The sequence below is a fragment of the Microbacterium sp. genome, assembly GCF_041909575.1.
Classification (GTDB): Bacteria; Actinomycetota; Actinomycetes; order Actinomycetales; family Microbacteriaceae; genus Microbacterium.
In genome coordinates this window covers 1-22,410 of sequence record NZ_JAYRDE010000044.1, presented here as the reverse complement: position 1 = coordinate 22,410, position 22,410 = coordinate 1, and the positions used below count along the sequence as shown (strand labels likewise).

Genomic DNA, 22,410 nt, shown 5'->3' with positions numbered 1-22,410 from the left:
GCGGAGTCGCTGGGCAGCGCCGGCTCCGCGGACGACGGCCGCACGCTGGCGCTGCAGGTGCGCGAGCGCCTCGGCGCCGAGGCCGCCGTCGTGGCGCTCGGCGCGGAGGTCAACGGCCGTCCGGTCGTGATCGTCGCGACGAACGAGGCGGCACGTGCCGCCGGCGCCAAGGCGGGCGTGCTCGCCAAGGCCGCCGCGAACGCGCTCGGCGGTGGCGGTGGCGGCCGCGACGACGTCGCTCAGGGTGGCGGAGCGGATGCCGCGGCCCTGCCCGCGGCGCTCACCGCGATCAAGGACGCGCTCGGCGCGTGACCGGATTCCGCCGCGGCGCTCGACTGGGCATCGACGTGGGCCGTGCCCGGGTCGGGGTGGCGCGCTGCGACCCGGACGGACTTCTCGCGACCCCCGTCGAAACAGTGCCGCGCGATGACGCCGCGGCGGCTCGGATCCTCGCGCTGGCCGAGGAGTACTCGGCGATCGAGCTGCTCGTGGGGCTTCCCCTGAATCTGCGCGGCGAGGACACCGCCTCGACGGCGGACGCGCGGGAGTTCGCGGCGGCGCTGGCGGCAGCATCCGGTCTTCCCGTCCGCCTCGTCGACGAGCGCCTGTCGACCGTCTCCGCGCATGCCGCGCTGCGGGATTCGGGCAGATCACAGCGATCTTCTCGTAGCATTGTTGATCAGGTCGCCGCGGTCGTGCTGCTCCAGCAAGCCCTCGATGTCGAGAAGAGCACTGGCCGACCCCCCGGATCCGCCGTCTCCCAGGAGCCCGCCTGACATGCCCGAATCGCCGATGGACGATCCCTTCGTCACGCCTCCCGAGGGAGCGGCGCCCCTGTCGCGGCGCGCCGCCCGGGAGGCAGCCGCCCGAGAGGCGGCGGCAGCGAATGCCTCGACCGCCGAGCCCGCTGCGGTGCCGGTCCCGTCCCGCCCGGCGTCCGCCGTCGCCGATTCCGGCAGCATCCCGCAGGCGGCCGGCGGCCAGCATGCCTGGCCCTTCGCCGACGGTGCGGCGCCGGCTCTGCCCTACGGGCGGACCGCCCCCGCTCCGCAGGCCGGAGCAGCAACGGCGGCGTCGTCGGGACCCGACGGCTCCGCCCGCACGGCGACCCTCGAGGATCTCTTCACCGGAGAGACGTCGACGGAGCAGGTCGGCGCCGTCCCGCCGCCCAAGGACACGCGCCGGCGCCGCCGCGGCCGGTGGATCGGCCTCGGCATCGTGCTCCTCGTCCTCGGAGGGATCGCCGCGGGCGTGACCTACGTCTGGACGACCTACGAGGACCAGATCCGCGAGGTCCTCGGCTGGGAGGAGCCGAAAGACTACGAAGCAGGCATGGCCAACGGCGAGGCGTTCGTCACCATCGTCTCCGGCGACACCGGCGCGCCGATCTCGGAGAGCCTCTACGAGGCGGGCGTCACGAAGACGCCCGAGGCCTTCTACGACTACCTCATCGAGGAGGGCGAGAACCCGGTGTTCGTGCCCGGGGTGTTCAAGCTCCAGAAGCAGATGACCTCGGCCGCGGCGCTCGAGGCGCTCATGGACCCCGCGAACAAGATGGAGAACACCGCGCAGCTGCGCGAAGGACTCACCGTGGAGCAGTCGCTCCCGCTGCTGGCCGAGGGAACCGGCATCCCGGTCGAGGACTTCCAGGCCGCCGCCGCCGACCCGTCGGCGTACGGCGTCGAGGCGGACTCGCTGGAGGGCTGGCTGTTCCCCGCGACCTACACGTTCGATCCGGACGTGACGGCCGAGGGAGTCATCCAGACCCTCGTCGATCGCACCGCGCAATCGCTGGACGCCGCCGAGGTCCCCGAGGACCGCCGGCAGGAGATCCTGACGATCGCGTCGATCATCCAGCGCGAGGCGCGCTACGAGGCCGACATGCAGAAGGTCTCGCGGGTCATCCAGAACCGCCTCGATCCTGGGAACCAGGAGACCTTCGGCCTGCTGCAGATGGACTCCACCGCCCAGTACGGCTACGGCGAGATGCACGACGGCACCGCCAGCTCGTCCCAGGAGGCCCTGGAGGACGAGAACCCCTGGAACACGTACGTCAACGCGGGCCTGCCGGCCGGACCGATCTCCAACCCGGGCGATGTCGCCATCGCGGCGGCGATGAGTCCCGCAGAAGGCCCCTGGCTGTACTTCGTGACCGTCGACCTCAACACCGGCGAGACCGTCTTCACCACGAACCTCGCCGATCACAACCGTGCGGTCGCACAGTGGCAGGAGTGGTGCTCGGCCAATCCGGACGCCGGGTGCTGAGCGCAGCCGCCACACGTCTCGCCGTGTGGGGCGACCCGATCGACCACAGCCTGTCTCCGCGGCTGCACGCCGCCGCCTACGCGCAGCTCGGGTGGGACTGGACCTACGAGCGGCGGCAGGTCGACGACGTCCGCTTCGCCGCCGCGCTCGGCACGCTCGACGCCACGTGGCGCGGCCTCTCGCTCACGATGCCCCTCAAGGGCGTCGCGCACGCGGCGGCGCGCGAGCGGGATCGGCGGGCGGAGCTCACCGGGGCGGTCAACACGCTGCTCCTCGACCCGGCGGGCCCGCGCGGCTTCAATACCGACGTCGGCGGAATCGTGCGCGCTCTGGCTGATGAGGGCGTCTCGTCGGCCTCTTCGGCCCGCATCGTCGGGGCCGGCGCGACCGCCACATCCGCCCTCGTCGCCCTGTCGGAGATCGGCGCCGCGCGGGTCGACGTCGTCGCGCGCCGTCCCGAGGCCGTCGAGCCGCTCGCCGCGCTCGGCCGGTCGCTGGGAGTGGAGGTGACCGCGACGCCGCTCGCGGCATCCGTCCCCACTCCGGTCGACCTCACGATCGCGACGCTGCCGGGTGATGCGCCGATTCCGGATGCCGCGGCCGACGCCCTCGCCGGGGCCGGTGGACCGCTGCTCGACGTCGTGTACGGACACTGGCCGACGCCCCTCGCAGCGGCGTGGGACCGCACCGGAGGGCGCAGCGCGTCGGGGCGCGGGATGCTGCTGCACCAGGCGCTGCTCCAGGTGCGCATCTTCGCGGCCGGCGATGCGGAGGTCGTGCTGCCCGACGAGCCCGCGGTGCTCGCCGCCATGCGGAGCGCTCTCGCGTCGGACGCCTGACGTAACCCCCGGCCGCCGCATGGGAGACTAGACCAATGCTCCGCGTGCTCACGGCCGGCGAATCGCACGGCCCCGAACTCGTCGCCGTCATGGAAGGGCTGCCTGCGGGCGTCCCGGTCTCGCGCGCCGCGATCCAAGCCGATCTCGCGCGCCGCAAGCTCGGCTACGGCCGCGGCTCGCGCATGAAGTTCGAAGAGGACGAGCTCACCATCTCGGCCGGTGTGCGCCACGGCCTCACGCTGGGAAGTCCCATCGCCCTGCGGATCGGCAACACCGAGTGGCCCAAGTGGACCGAGGTCATGAGCCCCGAGCCGGTCGAACTGACCGAGAAGTCCCGCGGCCGTGGCGCCGCCCTCACGCGCCCCCGGCCCGGACATGCCGACCTGGTCGGCATGCAGAAGTACGACTTCGACGAGGCTCGCCCGATTCTCGAGCGCGCGAGCGCCCGCGAGACGGCGGCGCGCGTCGCCCTCGGCACGCTCGCGCGCGCCTTCCTCGGCGAGCTCGGCATCCGCCTGGTGAGCCACACCCTCTCGATCGGGCCCGTGCGCGTCCCGGAGGGTTCCGCGCTTCCCACGCCCGACGACGTCGACACGCTGGACGCCGATCCGCTGCGCTGCTTCGACGCGGCCACGAGCGCGCGCATGGTCGCCGAGGTCGACGACGCACGCAAGGACGGCGACACGCTCGGCGGGATCGTCGAGGTGCTCGCCTACGGTCTCCCGCCGGGGCTCGGCTCGCACGTGCACTGGGATCGCCGGCTCGACGGCAAGCTCGCCCAGGCCCTCATGAGCATTCAGGCGATCAAGGGCGTCGAGGTCGGCGACGGCTTCCTCACCACGACGCGCCGCGGCTCCGAGGCCCACGACGAGCTGCACGCCACCGGCGGCGGCATCACCCGCTCCAGCGACAAGGCCGGCGGCACCGAGGGCGGGATGTCGACCGGGACGGTACTCCGCGTCCGCGCGGGGATGAAGCCGATCGCGACGGTGCCGAAGGCGCTGCGCACCGTGGACGTCGCCACGGGCGACACCGCATCGGCCCATCACCAGCGGTCCGACGTCTGCGCCGTGCCGGCCGCCGGCGTCGTGGCCGAGGCCATGGTCGCCATCGTGCTCGCCGAGGTCGTGCTCGAGAAGTTCGGGGGCGACAGCGTCGGCGAGACGCGTCGCAACCTCGAGGCGTACGTCGCCGCGATCCCCGCCGCCCTGCACACCGCATCCGAGAGCGACGCGGCGCTGGCCCAGCAATGACCGCGCCCGCCCGCGCGATCGTGCTGATCGGACCGATGGGGGCCGGCAAGACCAGCGTCGGCAAGCGCGTCGCGCGCACTCTCGACGTGCCCTTCTTCGACACCGATGCGGCCATCGCCCGCGCGCACGGCCCGATCGATCAGCTCTTCGCCGAGCAGGGCGAGGCCCACTTCCGCGCCCTCGAGCGCGCAGCGGTGGTCGAAGGGCTCGCCACCGGCGGCGTGGTCTCGCTGGGAGGCGGCGCCGTGCTCGATCCCGAGACCCAGTCCGACCTGCAGCGGCATCGTGTGGTGCTGCTGACCGTCGCCCCTCGCGTCGTCGCGATCCGGGTGCGGGGGAGCAGCCGTCCGCTGCTCCGGGGCGAGGACGACACGATGGCGCGCTGGACGGCCATCTACGAGCAGCGTCGGCCGATCTACGAACGGCTGGCGAAAGCCTCGTTCGACACCTCGAACGGCCCCCTGCAGGGGGTCGTCGACCGCATCGTCTCATGGGTTCACGACGACGACCACCAGGGAGAGGCATGACCGACACGACGACCATCACCGTCAGCGGCGACGCGAGCTATCCGATCGTCGTGGGGCGCGGCATCCTGTCGCAGCTCGGCGAGGCGCTGCCCGCCGCCGCCCGCAAGGTGCTCGTCGTGCACCCGCCCACCCTCGCGGAGCAGGCGGAGCGACTGCGCGAGGCGCTGAGGACGGACCGCGAAGTGCTGCTCGCCGAGATCCCGGACGCCGAGGCAGGGAAGCGCATCGAGGTCGCGGCCTTCTGCTGGCAGGTCATGGGCAAGGCCGACTTCACCCGCACCGACGCCGTCGTCGGCTTCGGCGGCGGCGCGGTGACCGACCTCGCAGGGTTCGTCGCGGCGACGTGGCTGCGCGGAGTCCCGGTCGTGCAGGTTCCCACGACCGTGCTGGGCATGGTGGATGCGGCGGTGGGCGGCAAGACCGGCGTCAACACCGCCGAGGGCAAGAACCTCGTGGGCGCCTTCTGGACCCCCACGGCGGTGCTGTGCGATCTCGACCTGCTCGAGACCCTGTCGCGGAACGAGCGCGTCGCCGGGTACGCCGAAGTGGTGAAGGCGGGCTTCATCTGGGCCCCCGAGATCCTCGACCTCGTCGAGGCGGATCCCGAGACCGCGATCGACCCGCGCAGCGATGCGTTCCGCCGGACGATCGAGCTCGCGATCGACATGAAGGCACGCGTGGTCGGCGAGGACCTGCGCGAGGCGGGGCTGCGCGAGATCCTGAACTACGGACACACGCTCGGCCACGCGATCGAGCACGCGGAGCGGTACCGCTGGCGCCACGGCGCGGCGATCTCGGTCGGCATGGTGTTCGCCGCCGAGCTGTCCCGGCTCGCGGGACGACTGCCGGATGCCGCGGCCCAGCGCCACCGCGACATCCTGAACCTCCTCGGCCTGCCCACGACCTACCGACCGGGCGCATGGCCGCAGCTGCTGGCGACCATGCAGCGCGACAAGAAGAGCCGCGGCGGCATGCTGCGGTTCATCGTGCTGGACGACATCGCGAGGCCGACGGTGCTCCAGGCGCCCGACGAATCGCTCCTGTTCGCGGCCTACCAGGAAGTCGCGGGCTAGTCCGAAAGATCACCCGCGGAGAGCGAGGGGCCTTCCGGCAGGATGAGGGGGTCCGGGGGCCTCGTCGCGCCGCCGGCCGATCCGGAGAGGCGGTCGTGATGACCATCGCATCGACGAGCCCGTCGCGTTCGGGAGCCGTGCTCGGCACCCTCATCATCGTCGCCGCGGTCGCCAATCTGCCGCTGGCCGTCGCGAACGTCGCGCTGCCCGACATCGGCCTCGCCTTCGACGCGTCGCAGACGCAGCTCAACCTGGTGGCGATCGGCTACTCGCTGGGCCTCGCGGCATCCGTCCTCTGGCTGGGCGCCGTCGGCGACCGGTACGGACGTCGGCGGATGCTGCTCATCGGCGTGCTCCTGTCCCTGCCTGCGGGCCTCGTGGCCGCCTTCGCGCCGAGCATCGAGGTGCTCATCGCCGCCCGGGTGATCGGCGGCGTCGCGGCGGGCATGGCGTATCCGACCACCCTGGCGCTGATCACCGCGCTGTGGTCGGGTCCGGCCCGCACGAGGTCGATCGCGCTCTGGTCGGCGACGGGCGGTGCGATCTCGGCGCTCGGCCCCCTCATCTCCGGCCTGCTGCTCGAGAGCTTCTGGTGGGGCTCGGTGTTCCTCGTCACGATCCCGCTGATCGTGGTGGCCGTCCCGCTCACGCTGAAGTTCATCCCCGCGCACGTGAACGAGGCCACCGAGCCGGTCGACAATCTCGGCGGCGTGCTGTCGGTGATCCTCGTGGGCGCGCTCATCGTCGCGATCAACTTCGCCACCGTCCCCGACTCGACGGTTCTCGTCCTCAGCCTGACCGGCGTGACCGTCGTCGCGCTCATCGCCTTCCTGTGGCGTCAGCGCAAGGCTGCGAACCCGCTGTACGACCTGGATGTCGCCAAGCGCCCGATCTTCTGGGTGGCCGCCGTCGCCGGCATCATCGTCTTCGGCTCCCTCATGGGCGCGATGTTCATCGGACAGCAGTTCCTGCAGAACGTCCTCGGATACTCGACGATCGAATCGGGCGCGGCGATCCTGCCCGCGGCCATCTTCATGGTGCTGCTCGCGCCGCGGTCGGCGAAGCTCGTCGAGGCGCGCGGGGCGAGGTTCACGATGCTCCTCGGGTACGTCCCCGTGCTTCTCGGCTTCCTCACGATGCTCCTGCTGTGGCGCGAGGGGGCGAACTACTGGGTGGTCGCGCTCGGGTACGCCCTGGTGGGCGCGGGCGTGGGCATCGCCGGAACCCCCGCGTCGCGCTCTCTCACCGGCGCCGTCCCGGTTCGCCGCGCCGGCATGGCCTCGGGTACCGCCGACCTGCAGCGCGACCTCGGCGGTGCGATCATGCAGTCGATCCTCGGTGCCCTGCTGACGGCGGGATACGCCGCTGCGATGGTGACCCAGATCGGCTCTTCGAAGGATGCCTCGCAGGTGACTTCGAGCGTGCAGAGCCAGCTGACCAAGTCGTTCGCGAGCGCTGAGACGATCGCGAAGCAGTACCCCCAGTACGCCGACGCCATCACGCAGGCGGCCAAGGAGTCGTTCCTGCAAGGGCAGGACTGGGCGTACCTCGCGGGGATCATCGCCGTGATCGTCGGCGCCGTCATCGTGTTCTGGAAGTTTCCGCGGGCGGAGCGCGAACGCGAGCTGCTCGTGGAGTACCGCGCCGAGGATCAGGCACCGACCCCGTGAGGCGCTGGTAGCGTGGCCGGGTGATCCGACGCCTGCTCCTCGTCAACGGCCCCAACCTGAATCTGCTGGGGACGCGCGAGCCGGAGATCTACGGCACCGCGACGCTCGCGGACGTCGAGGAGCTGACCCGCGAAGCCGCCGGGCGCTTCGGGTTCGAGGTGCGGGCGGTGCAGAGCAATCACGAGGGCGTCCTGCTGGACGCGATCCACGATGCGCGCGCCGACTGCAGCGGCATCGTCATCAACCCGGGCGGGCTGAGCCACACCTCCGTCGTGCTCCGCGACGCTCTCGCAGGGGTCGCGCTGCCGGTGGCCGAGGTGCACATCTCCGACATCGCCGCGCGTGAGCCCTTCCGTCAGCACTCCTACGTGGCCGACGTCGCCATCGTGCACGTCGCGGGCGAAGGCGTGGCGGGATACGCCACCGCCGTCGAGCGTCTGATCGCCGTGATCACGGGCCAGACCGACGGCTGAGCCCCGCGTTCGCCGCGGCCGTCCGGGTGCGATCCCGTACAATCGCTGTCGGGCCGCGATCGGCCCGCTCTCCTCACGAACGGAAACTCCACACCCATGGCATCGACCGCAGACATCAAGAACGGCGTCGTCCTCAACATCGACGGGCAGCTCTGGAGCGTCGTGGAGTTCCAGCATGTCAAGCCCGGCAAGGGCGGCGCATTCGTGCGCACCAAGCTGAAGAACGTGATGTCGGGCAAGGTCGTCGACAAGACGTTCAACGCCGGCGCCAAGGTGGAGACCGAGAACGTCGACCGCCGCGACTTCACCTACCTCTACAACGACGGCGAGGGCTTCGTCTTCATGGACGTCGCCGACTACGACCAGATCACGGTCGGTGCCGCGACGGTGGGCGACGCCGCGAACTTCCTGCTCGAGAACCAGCAGGTGCAGATCGCGCTCAACAACGGCAACCCGCTGTACATCGAGCTGCCCGCCTCCGTCGTGCTCGAGATCACCTACACCGAGCCGGGCCTGCAGGGCGACCGCTCGTCGGCCGGCACCAAGCCCGCCACCGTCGAGACCGGATACGAGATCCAGGTCCCGCTGTTCCTCGAGACGGGCACGAAGGTCAAGGTCGACACCCGTACGGGCGACTACCTCGGTCGCGTCAACTGACCTTGAGCGCCCGGACCAAGGCGCGCAAGCGCGCCCTCGACATCCTCTTCCAGGCCGATGTGCGCGGCGACGCCGTGCCGACCGTGCTTGCGGCCGAAGCCAAGCGTGCCGCGAACGAGCCGGCGCGTGAGGCGTCATGGCTGTACGCCCGCGAGATCGTGGACGGCGTCATCGACAACCGCGACGCCATCGACGAGCAGATCACGACGTTCGCCAAGGACTGGTCGCTCGCGCGCATGCCCGCCGTCGACCGCGCCGTCCTGCGGATCGGCGTGTGGGAGATCCTCTACAACGACGAGGTGCCCGCCGCGGTCGCCATCGACGAGGCCGTCGAGCTCGCGAAGGAGTTCTCGACCGACGACTCCGGCTCGTTCGTGCACGGCGTGCTCGCGCGCATCGCGCGCTCGTCCTGACAGACTCGTTTCGGAAGGAGCGGGAGCAGCATGCGCATCACGGGCCTCGGCCACGCCGGAATGTTCATCGAGACGGCGGGAGGATCCATCCTCTGCGATCCCGTCATCGGCCCCACGTTCTTCGGATCGTGGTTCCCCTTCCCCGATAACCGGGCGCTGGACTGGGCCCGCTACGGCAGAGCGGACTTCCTCTACATCTCGCACCGTCATCGCGACCACTTCGACCCGGCCCACATGCGGCGGCACATCCCCACGGACATCAGGGTGCTGCTGCCGGACTACCCGACCGACGAGCTCGAGCAGGATCTCCGCGCGCTGGGCTACGACAACATCGTCTACACGCAGGCCGGCGTCCCGCTCGAATTCGGTGACCTCACGCTCATGGTGACGCCGCTGCGCGCCCCCAGCGATGGTCCGATCGGCGACTCGTCGCTCAGCGTCGACGACGGCACAGCGAGCATCCTGAACCAGAACGACTCGCATCCGCTCGACCTCGAGAAGCTGCTGTCCTTCTCGAAGCCCGACGCGTACTTCACCCAGGTGTCGGGCGCGATCTGGTGGCCCATGGTCTACGACCTGCCGCAGGACTCCAAGCGCAACTTCGCCCAGCTCAAGCGGGACGCGCAGAACAAGCGCGCGATGTACTACATCGAGAAGGTCGACGCCGAGCACGTCTTCCCGATGGCGGGACCGCCGATGTTCCTCCGCGAGGAGCTGTTCCGATACAACGGCCAGGGGCTCGACGGCGATGCGATCTTCACCGACCAGCGCGAGTTCCTCGCGCACATGCGCGAGCTGCGGCCCGAGCAGAAGGGGTACGAGTTCCTGCCGGGCACGGTCGTCGAACTGAACCACGGCGAGCTCTCGGTGACGCAGACGCTCTACTCGGATGCCGAGATCGACCGCATCTTCGACGACAAGTGGTCCTACCTCGCCGAGCAGCGCGACAGCCGGCAGGACGAGATCCGGGCGGAGGAGGCATCCCGTGCTCCCGTCCTCCCGCCGGCCGAGATGCTCGCCGCGATCCAGGAGTGGTGGGAGCCGCTGCTGCGGCGGGCCCGCACGATCCGCAACGGCGTCGGCGGGGCGGTGCGCTTCCGCATCGGCGAGCTCGACATGGTCGTGGACTTCCCCAAGGCGAAGGTGCGCGAATACGCGGGGGAGGAGTGCATCTACTGGTACACGATCCCTGCCGACCTCGTCTCGACGAACATCGCGGACCATGAGATCGACTGGTCGAACTCGATCTTCCTCTCGATGCAGTTCGAGGTCGGACGCAGCGGGAAGTTCAACGAGTTCCTGACGACGTTCCTGAAGTGCCTGTCGCGCGACCGGATCGAGTACGTAGAGAACTGGTACGCCGAGCAGACCGACCAGACCGAGGACGCCCAGCTCGGCGACTGGGTCGTGCAACGCCGCTGCCCGCACCTGCGGGCGGACCTCACCAAAACCGGCAAGATCGAGGACGGCGTGCTCACGTGCTCGCTCCACGACTGGAAGTGGGATCTCGCCAGCGGCAGGTGCCTGACCAGCCAAGGGCATCCGATCCGCGCCAGCCAGGCCGAGGCCGACGCGCCCGCCGCCTGAGCCCTGGCCATCGGATAGACTCGACCCGAACCACAGCAACCTTTAACCCCGTCCTGTGAGGCGGAGAAGGGAGCGGCGGATGAGCACGCGAACCGTGCTGCACGAGGCCGACATCGCCCGGGCGCTGACTCGGATCTCCCACGAGATCCTCGAGTCCAACCGAGGCCCCGACGGGCTGGTCATCCTCGGCATCCCCACTCGAGGCGTCACACTGGCGCATCGCATCGCCGCGCTCGTGGAGGAGTTCGGCGGCGCGGCCGTCCCGGTCGGCGCGCTCGACGTGACGATGTACCGGGACGACCTGCACCGCAACCCCACGCGCGCGCCACAGCCGACCCAGATCCCGCCGGGCGGGATCGACGGCCGGGTCGTGGTCCTCGTGGACGACGTCCTCTTCTCGGGACGCAGCATCCGTGCCGCCCTCGACGCGCTTCAGGACATCGGGCGGCCCACCGCCGTGCGACTCGCGACGCTCGTGGACCGCGGCCACCGGGAGCTGCCGATCCGTCCCGACTTCGTCGGCAAGAACCTGCCGAGCTCACGGGACGAGCGCGTCAACGTGCACCTGTCCGAGACCGACGGTCGCGAGGAGGTGACGATCGAGTCATGAGGCACCTGCTCGACACGAAGAACCTGTCCCGCGAGGACGCCCTGCGCATCCTCGACGTCGCCGAGGACATGGCCGACACGCAGCGGCGCGAAGTCAAGAAGCTGCCGACGCTCCGCGGCAAGACGGTGGTGAACCTCTTCTTCGAGGACTCCACCCGCACGCGCATCTCCTTCGAGGCGGCCGCCAAGCGCCTGTCCGCCGACGTCATCAACTTCTCGGCCAAAGGCTCCAGCGTCTCCAAGGGCGAGTCGCTGCAGGACACCGCCCAGACCCTGCAGGCGATGGGTGCGGATGCGGTCGTCATCCGCCACGGAGCCTCCGGCGCGCCGCGCACGCTGGCCACGAGCGGATGGATCACGGCCGGCGTCGTGAACGCCGGAGACGGCACCCACGAGCACCCGACCCAGGCCCTCCTCGACGCGTTCACGATCCGCAAGCGCCGTTTCGCCGGTGACAGCCGCGGACGCGACCTCGCCGGGGTGAAGGTCACGATCGTGGGCGACATCCTGCACTCCCGGGTCGCCCGCTCCAACGTGTGGCTGCTCGACACGCTGGGCGCGGAGGTCACGCTCGTCGCGCCGCCCACCCTCGTGCCGCAGGATGTCTCGGCCTGGCCCGCCCGCGTTCTCTACGACCTCGACCAGGCGCTCGCGGACGGCCCCGACGCCCTCATGATGCTGCGCATCCAGCTCGAGCGGATGAATGCGGCGTATTTCCCCACTGAACGGGAGTATTCCCGCCGCTGGGGCCTCGACGCACGACGGCTGGGCGAGCTCGGAACCGATAGCATCGTCATGCACCCCGGTCCCATGAACCGGGGTCTCGAGATCTCCGCAGAGGCCGCGGACTCGCCGCGCTCGACCGTGCTCGAGCAGGTCGCCAACGGCGTCTCGGTGCGCATGGCCGCGCTCTACCTGCTCCTGGCGGGCGCGGATTTCCAGGCGGACACAGACAAGGAGAGCATGCGATGAGCGAGGTGTTCCTCTTCCGCGGGGCGCTGATCGAGGGCTCCGGCGTCGCCGACCTCCTGGTGGAGGACGGCCTCATCGCCGAGGTCGGCGCCGGCGTGACCCGTGCCGGCGCGACGGTGGTCGACGTCGACGGCCTCGTCGCCCTGCCCGGTCTGGTCGACCTGCACACGCACCTGCGCGAGCCCGGGTACGAGGCATCCGAGACGATCCTCAGCGGCTCACGTGCGGCGGCCGCCGGCGGCTACAGCGCCGTCTTCGCGATGCCGAACACGTCGCCGGTCGCCGACACCGCCGGCGTGGTCGAGCAGGAACTCGCTCTGGGCGAGGCGGCCGGGTTCGTCACCGTGCAGCCGATCGGCGCCGTCACCGTCGGGCAGAAGGGCGAGCGGCTCGCCGAGCTGGGCGCGATGGCGGACTCCCGAGCCCGCGTGCGGGTCTTCAGCGACGACGGATTCTGCGTATGGGACCCGCTGATCATGCGCCGCGCCCTGGAGTACGTGAAGGCGTTCGACGGTGTCATCGCCCAGCACGCCCAGGATCCGCGGCTCACCGAGGGCGCTCAGATGAACGAGGGCGCGGTGTCGGCCGAGCTCGGCCTGGCCGGCTGGCCCGCCGTCGCCGAGGAGTCGATCATCGCGCGGGACGTGCTCCTGGCCGAGCACGTCGGCTCGCGGCTGCACGTGTGCCACCTGTCCACGGCCGGCTCGGTCGAGATCATCCGCTGGGCCAAGCGCCGCGGCGTGAACGTGACCGCGGAGGTCACCCCGCACCACCTTCTCCTCACCGACGAGCTCGTGCGCGACTACGACGCACGGTTCAAGGTCAATCCGCCCCTCCGGCGCGAGGAGGACGTGCTGGCCGTGCGCGAAGGCCTGGCCGACGGCACGATCGACATCGTCGCCACCGACCACGCCCCGCACCCCGCCGAGGCCAAGGCGTGCGAGTGGCATGCCGCCGCCAACGGAATGGTCGGCCTCGAGAGCGCGCTGCGCGTCGTGCAGCAGGCGATGGTCGACACCGGCCTCCTCACGTGGGCCGACGTCGCCCGCGTCATGTCGCGCGAGCCCGCTCGGATCGGGCGGCTCGAAGGCCACGGCACGCCGCTCACCGAGGGCCATCCCGCCTCGCTCGCGTTCTACGACCCCGCCCCCGTGCGCCCGTTCACGACCGCGGACCTCCGCGGCCGCAGCGTGAACTCGCCGTACCTCGGCCGCGAGCTGCCCGGCGAGGTGCGCTGGACGCTCCACCACGGCACGGCGACGGTCGCCGACGGCGCACTGCTGGACGCTCCGGGGGCGCGCGCATGACCCGTGAAGGCGCACTCGTCCTCACGATCGTCCTCGCGCTGGCGCTCCTCGTGGTGGGGTTCTGGGCGTGGCGTCGGCGCACCCGCCGCGACGCGGGCCTCACCGCGCCCGTCGGCGAAGCGCCCGGCACTGCCGTGACCGTCGCCGCGTTCGGCGCCCTGTACGTCGCCACCACGCGGCACGCCGAACCGCTCGAGCGCCTCGCCGTGAAGGGGCTCGCCTTCCGCTCCCGCGCCGATGTCACGGTGACCGACGCGGGGGTGGCGATCGACCTGACCGGCCAGCCGCGCGTATTCCTCGATGCCGCGCGCATCGTCGAGACCGCGCCGTCGACCGTCGTGATCGACCGCGTCGTCGAGCGCGACGGCCTCACGCGCATCTCCTGGCGCACCGACGACGGCACCGTCGTCGACTCCTACTTCCGCCCGCAGGATGCCTCTGCCCGCGCCCTCACGGACGCCGTGGCCGGAATCCTCCCCAGTCAGACGGGAACCGACGCATGACCTCACTGTTCCAGACCGCCCCCGCCGTGCTCGTCCTCGAGGACGGCACCCGCCATGTCGGCCGCGCCTACGGCGCGGAGGGCACCACCCTCGGCGAGGTGGTGTTCGCCACCGGGATGACCGGCTACCAGGAGACGCTCACCGACCCCTCCTACGCCGGTCAGATCGTGCTGCAGACCGCTCCGCACATCGGCAACACCGGGATGAACGACGAGGACCCCGAGTCGCGGCGCATCTGGGTGTCGGGCTACATCGTGCGCGACCCCTCGCGCGTCGTGTCGAACTGGCGTGCCGACGAGTCGCTCGACGACGCCCTCGTCTCCGACGGCGTCGTGGGCATCAGCGGGATCGACACCCGTGCCGTGACGCGCCACATCCGCTCGGCCGGCAGCATGCGCGGCGGGATCTTCTCCGGCGACGCCGCTGCGATCGACCCCGACGAGCAGGTGCGCCTCGTGCGCGACGCGCCGCCGATGTCGGGTCAGAACCTCTCGGCGCAGGTCTCGGTCGCCACGGCGGAGGTCACGAAGGCGACGGGGGAGCGGATCGGCAACCTCGCGGTGCTCGACCTCGGTGTCAAGCAGGCCACCGTCGACAACCTCGCCGCGCGGGGATTCGACGTGCACGTGCTCCCGCAGGACGTGACGATCGACGAGATCCGGGCGATCGATCCGGTCGCGGTGTTCTACTCGAACGGGCCCGGGGACCCCGCCGCGTCGGGGGACCACGTGGATCTGCTGCGTGGGGTGCTCGACGATGGCCTTCCGTTCTTCGGCATCTGCTTCGGCAACCAGCTGCTCGGCCGCGCACTGGGCCTCGGTACGTACAAGCTGCCGTTCGGCCACCGCGGCATCAACCAGCCGGTGCTCGACAAGGCGACCGGGCGCGTCGAGATCACGGCGCACAACCACGGCTTCGCCGTCGAGGCGCCCGTCGAGGGCGAGTTCGACAGCCCGAACGGCTACGGACGCATCGAGGTGAGCCACGTCGGCCTCAACGACCAGGTCGTGGAAGGGCTCCGGGCTCTCGACATCCCCGCGTTCTCGGTGCAGTACCACCCGGAGGCCGCCGCCGGACCCCACGACGCCAACTACCTGTTCGACCGGTTCCGCGACATGGTTCTTGACAGCATCTCGAAGAAGGACGCCCAGTAATGCCCAAGCGCGACGACATCCAGAGCGTCCTCGTCATCGGCTCCGGCCCGATCGTCATCGGGCAGGCGTGCGAGTTCGACTACTCGGGCACGCAGGCGTGCCGCGTCCTGCGCGAGGAGGGCGTCCGCGTCATCCTCGTCAACTCGAACCCGGCGACGATCATGACCGATCCCGACTTCGCGGACGCGACGTACATCGAGCCGATCACCCCGGCCGTGATCGAGACGATCATCGCCAAGGAGAAGCCCGACGCCATCCTGCCGACCCTCGGCGGCCAGACGGCGCTCAACGCGGCGATGGCCCTCGACAAGGCCGGCATCCTCGAGAAGTACGACGTCGAGCTCATCGGGGCGAAGGTCGAGGCGATCGAGAAGGGCGAGGACCGCCAGATCTTCAAGCAGCTCGTCCTGGACGCGGGAGCGGATGTCGCGGACTCCGTCATCTGCCACTCGATGGACGAACTGATCGCCGGCGCCGACAAGCTCGGCTACCCGCTCGTGGTGCGCCCCTCCTTCACGATGGGCGGTCTCGGCTCGGGCTTCGCCTACGACGAGGCGGACCTTCGCCGGATCGGCGGCGCCGGACTGCACGACTCGCCGACGAACGAGGTCCTGCTCGAGGAGTCGATCCTCGGCTGGAAGGAGTACGAGCTCGAGCTCATGCGCGACACGGCCGACAACACCGTCGTCGTCTGCTCGATCGAGAACGTCGACCCGGTCGGCGTCCACACCGGCGACTCGATCACCGTGGCTCCGGCGCTCACCCTGACCGACCGCGAATACCAGAAGCTCCGCGACATCGGCATCGACATCATCCGCGCGGTCGGCGTCGACACCGGCGGCTGCAACATCCAGTTCGCGGTCAATCCCGACGACGGGCGGATCATCGTCATCGAGATGAACCCGCGCGTATCGCGCTCGTCGGCGCTCGCCTCGAAGGCGACCGGCTTCCCGATCGCCAAGATCGCGGCGAAGCTCGCGATCGGCTACCGGCTCGACGAGATCCCGAACGACATCACCAAGGTGACGCCGGCGAGCTTCGAGCCGACCCTCGACTACGTCGTGGTGAAGGTGCCGCGGTTCAACTTCGAGAAGTTCCCCGCCGCCGACACCACCCTCACCACGACCATGAAGTCGGTCGGCGAGGCGATGGCGATCGGGCGCAACTACGCCACGGCCCTGCAGAAGGCGCTGCGCTCCCTCGAGAAGCGCGGGTCGAGCTTCCACTGGGGTGACGAGCCCCGCTCGGCGGCCCAGCTGCTCGAGATCGCGAAGAAGCCGACTGACGGCCGCATCGTGGTGCTGCAGCAGGCGCTGCGCAAGGGCGCCACCGTCGAGCAGGCCTTCGAGGCCACGAAGATCGACCCGTGGTTCCTCGACCAGATCGTGCTGATCAACGAGGTCGCCGAGTTCGTCGCCGGGGCCGCGGAACTGGATGCCGCCACCCTGCGGATCGCGAAGGACCACGGCTTCAGCGACGCCCAGATCGCGCAGCTGCGCGGCATCGGCGAGCCCGAGGCGCGCGGCATCCGTCACGGTCTCGGGCTGCGCCCGGTCTACAAGACGGTGGACACGTGCGCGGGGGAGTTCCCGGCGCTCACGCCCTACCACTACTCGAGCTACGACCTCGAGACCGAGGTGACGCCGTCGGACCGCACGAAGGTCGTCATCATCGGCTCGGGGCCGAACCGCATCGGCCAGGGCGTGGAGTTCGACTACTCCTGCGTCCACGCGTCGTTCGCCCTTGCCGACGCCGGCTACGAGACGGTGATGGTCAACTGCAACCCCGAGACGGTCTCGACCGACTACGACACGTCGGACCGCCTCTACTTCGAGCCGCTCACCCTCGAGGACGTGCTTGAGGTGCTGCACGCCGAGGCGCAGTCGGGGACGATGCTCGGCGTCATCTGCCAGCTCGGCGGACAGACGCCGCTCGGCCTCGCCAAGGGCATCGAGGAGGCCGGCTACAACATCCTCGGCACGAAGCCCGCCGCGATCGACCTCGCGGAGGAGCGCGAGCTCTTCTCGCGCCTCCTCGAGGACGCGAAGCTCGTGGCCCCGCGCAGCGGCACGGCCATCGACGCGGACGGGGCGGTCGCGATCGCCGAGGAGATCGGCTACCCGGTGCTCGTCCGCCCCAGCTTCGTGCTCGGCGGCCGGGGCATGGAGATCGTCTACTCGACCGAGGCGCTGCGGGACTACTTCGTGCGGATCGCCGACCAGGCCATCATCGGACCCGGCCTGCCGCTCCTCGTGGACCGCTTCCTCGACGATGCGATCGAGCTCGATGTCGATGCGCTGTACGACGGCGACGAGCTCTACATCGGCGGCGTCATGGAGCACCTCGAGGAGGCCGGCATCCACTCCGGCGACTCGTCGTGCACCCTGCCGCCCGTGAGCCTCGGCCGCACCGACATCGACCGCGTCCGCGAGGCGACGCGCGCCATCGCCGAGGGCGTGGGCGTGCGGGGCCTGCTCAACGTGCAGTTCGCGATCTCGGCCGGCGTGCTCTACGTCATCGAGGCGAACCCGCGCGCGAGCCGCACGGTGCCGTTCGTCTCGAAGGCGCTGGGCATCCCGCTGGCGAAGGCGGCCTCGCGCATCATGGCGGGCGCCAGCATCGCCGAGCTGAAGTCCGAGGGAATGCTCCCGGCGCAGGACGGCTCCCGTGTGCCGCTGGACGCGCCGGTCGCCGTCAAGGAGGCCGTGCTGCCGTTCAAGCGCTTCCGCACGGCCGACGGGCAGACCGTGGACTCCGTGCTCGGCCCCGAGATGCGCTCGACCGGCGAGGTCATGGGGATCGACCGCGATTTCCCGACCGCGTTCGCCAAGTCGCAGGAGGCCGCGTACGGCGGCATGCCGCTCGAGGGCACTGTCTTCATCTCGGTGGCCGACAGCGACAAGCGCGCCGTGATCCTGCCCGCCCACCGTCTGCAGGAGCTCGGCTTCGACCTCGTCGCGACCGAGGGCACGGCCGAGATCCTCGCACGCAACGGCATCGCCGTGCGCGTGGTGAGCAAGTACTCCGAGACCCAGGAGTCCGGCGCGACCAACATCGTCGACCTGATCAACGCCGGTGAGATCGACATCGTCGTGAACACCCCGTCCGGGGGCAGCGCGCGCGCCGACGGCTACGAGATCCGCGCCGCCGCCGTCGCCGGCGACAAGGCGCTCTTCACCACGATGGCCGTGCTGGGCGCCGCGGTGAGCGCGCTGCCCGTCCTGCGCGAGGGCTTCGCCGTGAAGAGCCTGCAGGAGTACGCCGCGGACCGGGCGGTGCGCGCGTGACGTCGTTCGGCGAACGGGTCGCCGCGGCGCGCGCGGCCCACGGCCCCCTGTGCGTCGGCATCGACCCCCACGTCTCGCTCCTCGAGGACTGGGGATTGGATGCCTCGGCCGCCGGCACCCGCGAGTTCGGCCTGCGGGTCGTCGACGCCGCAGCCGGTCGCGTCGGCGTCGTCAAGCCGCAGGTCGCCTTCTTCGAGCGGTACGGCTCGGCGGGGTACGCCGCACTGGAGGACGTGCTGGCAGCCGCCCGCGCCGCCGGCCTGGTGGTGATCGCCGACGCCAAGCGCGGCGACATCGGCACGACCATGGACGGGTACGCCGCGGCCTGGCTGCAGACCGGATCGCCGCTCGAGGCCGACGCCGTGACGCTGAGCCCCTACCTCGGCGCGGATTCACTGCGGGCGACCCTCGCGACCGCGGTCCGCAACCGCAAGGGCGCGTTCGTCCTCGCCGCCACCAGCAACCCCGAGGCCTTCGCGCTCCAGAGCGCGCACGTGATGGATGTCGCCGCCACCGACGGGCAGACGGTGGCCGAGCGGGTCGCGCGCGACATCGGGTGGGTGAACGGCTCCGCGGCGTTCTCGGGCGGGCTCGGACCGGTCGGTCTCGTCGTGGGGGCCACCGTCGATCGCGCCGCGCTCGGCCTCACCGACGAGGCGCTGCGCGGTGCGCCCATCCTGGCTCCCGGCTTCGGCGCGCAGGGCGCCGAGCCGCGAGATCTGGAGCACCTGTTCGGCGAGCACGCGCCGCACGTCATCGCGAGCGAGAGCCGCAGCATCCTGTCCGCCGGTCCCGACGCCCTCGCGCAGCGGATCGAGGAGCGCGCCGCGCTGTACGGAGGAACCCGTGGCTGACTCTCGCACACCCCCCGACGTCGACCGGATCGCGGCATCCCGTCGTGCCGTCGCCGCGCGGCGCGAGCGCGCCGCTCTCAAGAAGGACGTCTCGATGCGCGTCATCCCGCCGCAGGAGCTGCTGCGGCGTGCACTTGCCGAGCCCGAGTCGCCTGCGGGCGCGATGCGCGTGACGGAGTTCCTCACGAGCATCCCTGCGATCGGCGAGGGCAAGCGCGACCGCATCCTGCACGATCTCGGCATCTCGCCCGTCAAGCGACTGGGCGGCCTGGGCTCGCGCCAGCGCACCCAGCTGCAGCGATTCCTCGACGAGCGGTGGCCCGAGCTCGAGCCACGCGGCGGTCGCAGCCGGCTCGTGGTGCTGGCAGGACCGACCGCGGTCGGCAAGGGCACCGTCGCCGCTCACATCAAGGAGCACCACCCCGAGATCCACCTCTCGGTCTCCGCCACGACGCGCGCTCCGCGCCCGGGTGAGGTCGATGGCGAGCACTACTTCTTCGTCGACGACGCCGAGTTCGACCGGCTCATCCAGGCGGGGGAGCTGCTCGAGCACGCCACCGTGCACAACGCCCACCGCTACGGCACGCCGCGTGCGCCGATCGAGCGCGTGCTGGCGGAGGGCCGGACCGCGCTCCTCGAGATCGACCTGCAGGGCGCGCGTCAGGTGCGGGCGGCGGATCCGTCGGCGACGCTCGTGTTCCTGCTGCCGCCGAGCTGGGACGAGCTCGTGCATCGACTGGTCGGCCGCGGCACCGAGGACGCCGAGGAACGGGCGCGGCGACTGCGCACCGCGAAGACCGAACTGGCCTCGCAGGGCGAGTTCGACTATCGCGTCGTGAACGACGACGTGGCCCGTGCGGCCGACGAAGTGGCCCGGCTTGCGCGGTGAACCGCGCCCGCTGACGTAGAATGGTGGGATGCCTCGGCACGTCCGGGGCTCCGCGACCTCTCCACCGTCATCCGATCCAGGAGGATTCCCATGGCCGGAACGAACCAGGGCATCATCGAGCCCCCCATCGACAGCCTTCTCGAGAAGGTCGACTCGAAGTACCAGCTCGTGATCTTCGCGTCCAAGCGGGCGCGCCAGATCAACGACTACTACTCCGACCTGCACGAGGGCAACCTCTTCGACAACGTCGGCCCGCTCGTCGACTCGACCGTCGAGGACAAGCCGCTGACGATCGCGATGCACGAGATCCACGAGGACAAGCTGCGGCTGCGCTCGCTCGACTGACCTCTGTGACCTTGTGATGCCCCCGGGCGCGGCGCTGTCCGCGCCCGGGGGCATACTGGTGCCGGCACTCTTCCGACCTGGAGCATCGATGACCGACCTGCGTCTGTTCACGTCCGAATCCGTCACCGAGGGGCACCCCGACAAGATCTGCGACCAGATCTCCGACAGCATCCTCGACGCGATCCTCGCCGACGACCCCCGCGGCCGCGTGGCCGTCGAGACCCTGGTGACGACGGGTCTCGTCCACGTCGCGGGTGAGGTCTCGACCTCCGCGTACGTCGAGATCCCGGCGATCGTCCGCTCCGTGGTGAACCGCATCGGCTACACGTCGAGCGAGACCGGCTTCGACGGCGACTCCTGCGGAGTGAGCGTGTCGATCGGTGCGCAGTCCTCCGACATCGCCGCCGGCGTCGACAAGGCGTTCGAACGGCGCGAAGACGGCTCCGAGGACCCGACCGACCTGCAGGGCGCGGGCGACCAGGGCATCATGTTCGGCTACGCGACCACTGAGACGCCGCAGCTCATGCCCATGGCGGCATGGACGGCGCATCGCATGGCCGAGCGCCTCGCCGAGGTGCGTCGCTCGGGCGAGCTGCCCTTCCTGCGGCCCGACGGCAAGACGCAGGTGACCCTCGGCTACGAGGGCTCCACGCCGCGCACCGTCGAGTCCGTCGTGCTCTCCACCCAGCACCAGCCCGACATCTCGCAGAAGGCGCTGCGCGCGGCCGTGCGTGCCGAGGTCATCGACCCCGTGCTCGAGTCCACGGGGCTCGCGCTTCCCGACGTGAACTTCTACATCAACCCCGCCGGGCCTTTCGTGACGGGCGGGCCGAAGGGCGATGCCGGGCTCACCGGGCGCAAGATCATCATCGACACGTACGGCGGCGCGTCGCGCCACGGCGGCGGCGCGTTCAGCGGCAAGGACCCGTCGAAGGTCGACCGCTCCGCCGCGTACGCGATGCGCTGGGTCGCCAAGAACGCCGTCGCCGCGGGGCTGGCCGACCGGCTCGAGGTGCAGGTCGCCTACGCGATCGGCAAGGCCAAGCCCGTCGGGCTCTACGTCGAGACGTTCGGCACGGGCCGCGTGTCGGACGACGCGATCACCAGGGCGATCCTCGAGGTCTTCGACCTCCGCCCGAAGGCGATCATCGACCAGCTCGACCTGCTGCGCCCGATCTACGCGAAGACGGCCGCCTACGGTCATTTCGGTCGCGAGCTGCCGGAGTTCACCTGGGAGCGCACCGACCGGGCCGACGATCTGCGCGCCGCCGCCGGGCTCTGACATGACCCGGCGCGTCCGCGGAGGCCGCAGGTGACCGCGCGGAGAGTCGCGCGCGTGCTGATCGACTCTCCGCTGCCGCAGCTGGACCGCCTGTTCGACTACGCGATCCCGGCCGAGGTCGCCGATGCTGCCGTGCCGGGCGTGCGCGTGCGCGTCCCGCTGCGCACGGCGGGTCGTGTCGTCGACGGCTTCCTGGTCGAGCTGGGGGAGCCGGATGCCTCGGACCGCCCGCTCTCCGAGCTCGACGCGGTCGTGTCCCCGGTCCCCGTCCTGACGCCGCGGCTGTACGCCCTGGCCCGCCGGTGCGCCGACCGGGCAGCCGGGTCGGCGAGCGACATCCTCCGCCTCGCCATCCCGAAGCGGATGGTGCGCGCCGAGAAGGCGTGGCTCGCGGCCGGCCCCACGGCCATCCCCGAGGTCGACGCCGCGCACCGGGATTGGTCGGTCCGCA

22 protein-coding genes and 1 pseudogene are annotated in these 22,410 nt (G+C 70.9%); all 23 read left to right on the top strand.

Annotation, left to right across the window (positions count from 1 at the left end; genetic code table 11):
- Positions 1-312, top strand: a 312-nt coding sequence (locus ACE3O1_RS08070; RefSeq protein WP_374314272.1) for a DHHA1 domain-containing protein, incomplete at its 5' end; no start/stop codon positions are given.
- On the top strand, positions 309-776 hold the full coding sequence (gene ruvX / locus ACE3O1_RS08065; RefSeq protein WP_374314270.1) for a Holliday junction resolvase RuvX: 468 nt from the start codon (positions 309-311) through the stop codon (positions 774-776). The genes ACE3O1_RS08070 and ruvX, both read left to right, overlap by 4 nt.
- 1 nt (position 777) lies before the next feature.
- A complete protein-coding gene (gene mltG / locus ACE3O1_RS08060) occupies positions 778-2,265 on the top strand; it encodes an endolytic transglycosylase MltG (RefSeq protein WP_374314268.1) in 1,488 nt (495 codons plus the stop codon).
- A complete protein-coding gene (locus ACE3O1_RS08055; RefSeq protein WP_374314274.1) occupies positions 2,232-3,104 on the top strand; it encodes a shikimate dehydrogenase in 873 nt (290 codons plus the stop codon). The genes mltG and ACE3O1_RS08055 overlap by 34 nt, the downstream gene beginning before the upstream one ends.
- Before the next feature lie 35 nt (positions 3,105-3,139).
- Entirely contained in the window at positions 3,140-4,357 is a 1,218-nt protein-coding gene (aroC, locus tag ACE3O1_RS08050) for a chorismate synthase (protein ID WP_374314266.1), read from the top strand.
- Positions 4,354-4,884, top strand: a complete 531-nt coding sequence (locus ACE3O1_RS08045; RefSeq protein WP_374314263.1) for a shikimate kinase — start codon at positions 4,354-4,356, stop codon at positions 4,882-4,884. The genes aroC and ACE3O1_RS08045 overlap by 4 nt, the downstream gene beginning before the upstream one ends.
- On the top strand, positions 4,881-5,957 hold the full coding sequence (gene aroB / locus ACE3O1_RS08040; RefSeq protein WP_374314261.1) for a 3-dehydroquinate synthase: 1,077 nt from the start codon (positions 4,881-4,883) through the stop codon (positions 5,955-5,957). Before ACE3O1_RS08045 ends, aroB begins: the two co-directional genes overlap by 4 nt.
- A 98-nt stretch (positions 5,958-6,055) precedes the next feature.
- Positions 6,056-7,627 carry an MFS transporter gene (locus tag ACE3O1_RS08035; RefSeq protein ID WP_374314259.1) on the top strand — a complete coding sequence of 524 codons (1,572 nt, stop codon included), beginning with the start codon at positions 6,056-6,058 and terminating at the stop codon, positions 7,625-7,627.
- A 20-nt stretch (positions 7,628-7,647) separates the two neighbouring features.
- Complete coding sequence (locus tag ACE3O1_RS08030) at positions 7,648-8,100, top strand: type II 3-dehydroquinate dehydratase (RefSeq protein ID WP_374314257.1); 453 nt, start codon at positions 7,648-7,650, stop codon at positions 8,098-8,100.
- A gap of 96 nt (positions 8,101-8,196) precedes the next feature.
- Positions 8,197-8,757, top strand: a complete 561-nt coding sequence (gene efp / locus ACE3O1_RS08025; protein ID WP_214467047.1) for an elongation factor P — start codon at positions 8,197-8,199, stop codon at positions 8,755-8,757.
- 2 nt (positions 8,758-8,759) lie between these two features.
- A complete protein-coding gene (gene nusB, locus ACE3O1_RS08020) occupies positions 8,760-9,170 on the top strand; it encodes a transcription antitermination factor NusB (RefSeq protein ID WP_374314254.1) in 411 nt (136 codons plus the stop codon).
- A gap of 30 nt (positions 9,171-9,200) precedes the next feature.
- Positions 9,201-10,757: a Rieske 2Fe-2S domain-containing protein gene (locus ACE3O1_RS08015; protein ID WP_374314252.1), complete on the top strand. Its 1,557-nt coding sequence runs from the start codon at positions 9,201-9,203 to the stop codon at positions 10,755-10,757.
- A 79-nt stretch (positions 10,758-10,836) separates the two neighbouring features.
- Complete coding sequence (gene pyrR, locus ACE3O1_RS08010; RefSeq protein WP_374314250.1) at positions 10,837-11,367, top strand: bifunctional pyr operon transcriptional regulator/uracil phosphoribosyltransferase PyrR; 531 nt, start codon at positions 10,837-10,839, stop codon at positions 11,365-11,367.
- Positions 11,364-12,338, top strand: coding sequence for an aspartate carbamoyltransferase catalytic subunit (locus ACE3O1_RS08005; RefSeq protein WP_374314248.1), 975 nt, complete (start codon positions 11,364-11,366; stop codon positions 12,336-12,338). Before pyrR ends, ACE3O1_RS08005 begins: the two co-directional genes overlap by 4 nt.
- Positions 12,335-13,645 carry a dihydroorotase gene (locus ACE3O1_RS08000; RefSeq protein ID WP_374314246.1) on the top strand — a complete coding sequence of 437 codons (1,311 nt, stop codon included), beginning with the start codon at positions 12,335-12,337 and terminating at the stop codon, positions 13,643-13,645. Before ACE3O1_RS08005 ends, ACE3O1_RS08000 begins: the two co-directional genes overlap by 4 nt.
- Complete coding sequence (locus ACE3O1_RS07995) at positions 13,642-14,148, top strand: hypothetical protein (RefSeq protein WP_374314244.1); 507 nt, start codon at positions 13,642-13,644, stop codon at positions 14,146-14,148. The genes ACE3O1_RS08000 and ACE3O1_RS07995 overlap by 4 nt, the downstream gene beginning before the upstream one ends.
- On the top strand, positions 14,145-15,302 hold the full coding sequence (carA, locus tag ACE3O1_RS07990) for a glutamine-hydrolyzing carbamoyl-phosphate synthase small subunit (RefSeq protein WP_374314242.1): 1,158 nt from the start codon (positions 14,145-14,147) through the stop codon (positions 15,300-15,302). Before ACE3O1_RS07995 ends, carA begins: the two co-directional genes overlap by 4 nt.
- The gene (gene carB, locus ACE3O1_RS07985; protein WP_374314240.1) at positions 15,302-18,589 is read left to right on the top strand and encodes a carbamoyl-phosphate synthase large subunit; all 3,288 of its coding nucleotides are present in this window, start codon (positions 15,302-15,304) and stop codon (positions 18,587-18,589) included. Before carA ends, carB begins: the two co-directional genes overlap by 1 nt.
- Positions 18,586-19,443: an orotidine-5'-phosphate decarboxylase gene (gene pyrF, locus ACE3O1_RS07980; RefSeq protein WP_374314238.1), complete on the top strand. Its 858-nt coding sequence runs from the start codon at positions 18,586-18,588 to the stop codon at positions 19,441-19,443. Before carB ends, pyrF begins: the two co-directional genes overlap by 4 nt.
- Positions 19,436-20,332, top strand: coding sequence for a guanylate kinase (gene gmk, locus ACE3O1_RS07975; protein WP_374314236.1), 897 nt, complete (start codon positions 19,436-19,438; stop codon positions 20,330-20,332). Before pyrF ends, gmk begins: the two co-directional genes overlap by 8 nt.
- Positions 20,333-20,422: 90 nt before the next feature.
- Positions 20,423-20,677: a DNA-directed RNA polymerase subunit omega gene (rpoZ, locus tag ACE3O1_RS07970; protein WP_169582550.1), complete on the top strand. Its 255-nt coding sequence runs from the start codon at positions 20,423-20,425 to the stop codon at positions 20,675-20,677.
- A gap of 88 nt (positions 20,678-20,765) precedes the next feature.
- A complete protein-coding gene (metK, locus tag ACE3O1_RS07965; RefSeq protein WP_374314233.1) occupies positions 20,766-21,959 on the top strand; it encodes a methionine adenosyltransferase in 1,194 nt (397 codons plus the stop codon).
- A gap of 30 nt (positions 21,960-21,989) precedes the next feature.
- A pseudogene (locus tag ACE3O1_RS07960) lies at positions 21,990-22,410 on the top strand (primosomal protein N'); the annotation flags it as partial.

Excerpts from the sequence above, each read along its gene's own strand:
- mltG (WP_374314268.1), top strand. The coding sequence starts at position 778 with ATGCCCGAATCGCCGATGGACGATCCCTTCGTCACGCCTCCCGAGGGA.
- aroC (WP_374314266.1), top strand. The coding sequence starts at position 3,140 with ATGCTCCGCGTGCTCACGGCCGGCGAATCGCACGGCCCCGAACTCGTC.
- ACE3O1_RS08045 (WP_374314263.1), top strand. The coding sequence starts at position 4,354 with ATGACCGCGCCCGCCCGCGCGATCGTGCTGATCGGACCGATGGGGGCC.
- aroB (WP_374314261.1), top strand. The coding sequence starts at position 4,881 with ATGACCGACACGACGACCATCACCGTCAGCGGCGACGCGAGCTATCCG.
- ACE3O1_RS08035 (WP_374314259.1), top strand. The coding sequence starts at position 6,056 with ATGACCATCGCATCGACGAGCCCGTCGCGTTCGGGAGCCGTGCTCGGC.
- efp (WP_214467047.1), top strand. The coding sequence starts at position 8,197 with ATGGCATCGACCGCAGACATCAAGAACGGCGTCGTCCTCAACATCGAC.
- ACE3O1_RS08015 (WP_374314252.1), top strand. The coding sequence starts at position 9,201 with ATGCGCATCACGGGCCTCGGCCACGCCGGAATGTTCATCGAGACGGCG.
- pyrR (WP_374314250.1), top strand. The coding sequence starts at position 10,837 with ATGAGCACGCGAACCGTGCTGCACGAGGCCGACATCGCCCGGGCGCTG.
- ACE3O1_RS08005 (WP_374314248.1), top strand. The coding sequence starts at position 11,364 with ATGAGGCACCTGCTCGACACGAAGAACCTGTCCCGCGAGGACGCCCTG.
- ACE3O1_RS08000 (WP_374314246.1), top strand. The coding sequence starts at position 12,335 with ATGAGCGAGGTGTTCCTCTTCCGCGGGGCGCTGATCGAGGGCTCCGGC.
- ACE3O1_RS07995 (WP_374314244.1), top strand. The coding sequence starts at position 13,642 with ATGACCCGTGAAGGCGCACTCGTCCTCACGATCGTCCTCGCGCTGGCG.
- carA (WP_374314242.1), top strand. The coding sequence starts at position 14,145 with ATGACCTCACTGTTCCAGACCGCCCCCGCCGTGCTCGTCCTCGAGGAC.
- carB (WP_374314240.1), top strand. The coding sequence starts at position 15,302 with ATGCCCAAGCGCGACGACATCCAGAGCGTCCTCGTCATCGGCTCCGGC.
- rpoZ (WP_169582550.1), top strand. The coding sequence starts at position 20,423 with ATGGCCGGAACGAACCAGGGCATCATCGAGCCCCCCATCGACAGCCTT.
- metK (WP_374314233.1), top strand. The coding sequence starts at position 20,766 with ATGACCGACCTGCGTCTGTTCACGTCCGAATCCGTCACCGAGGGGCAC.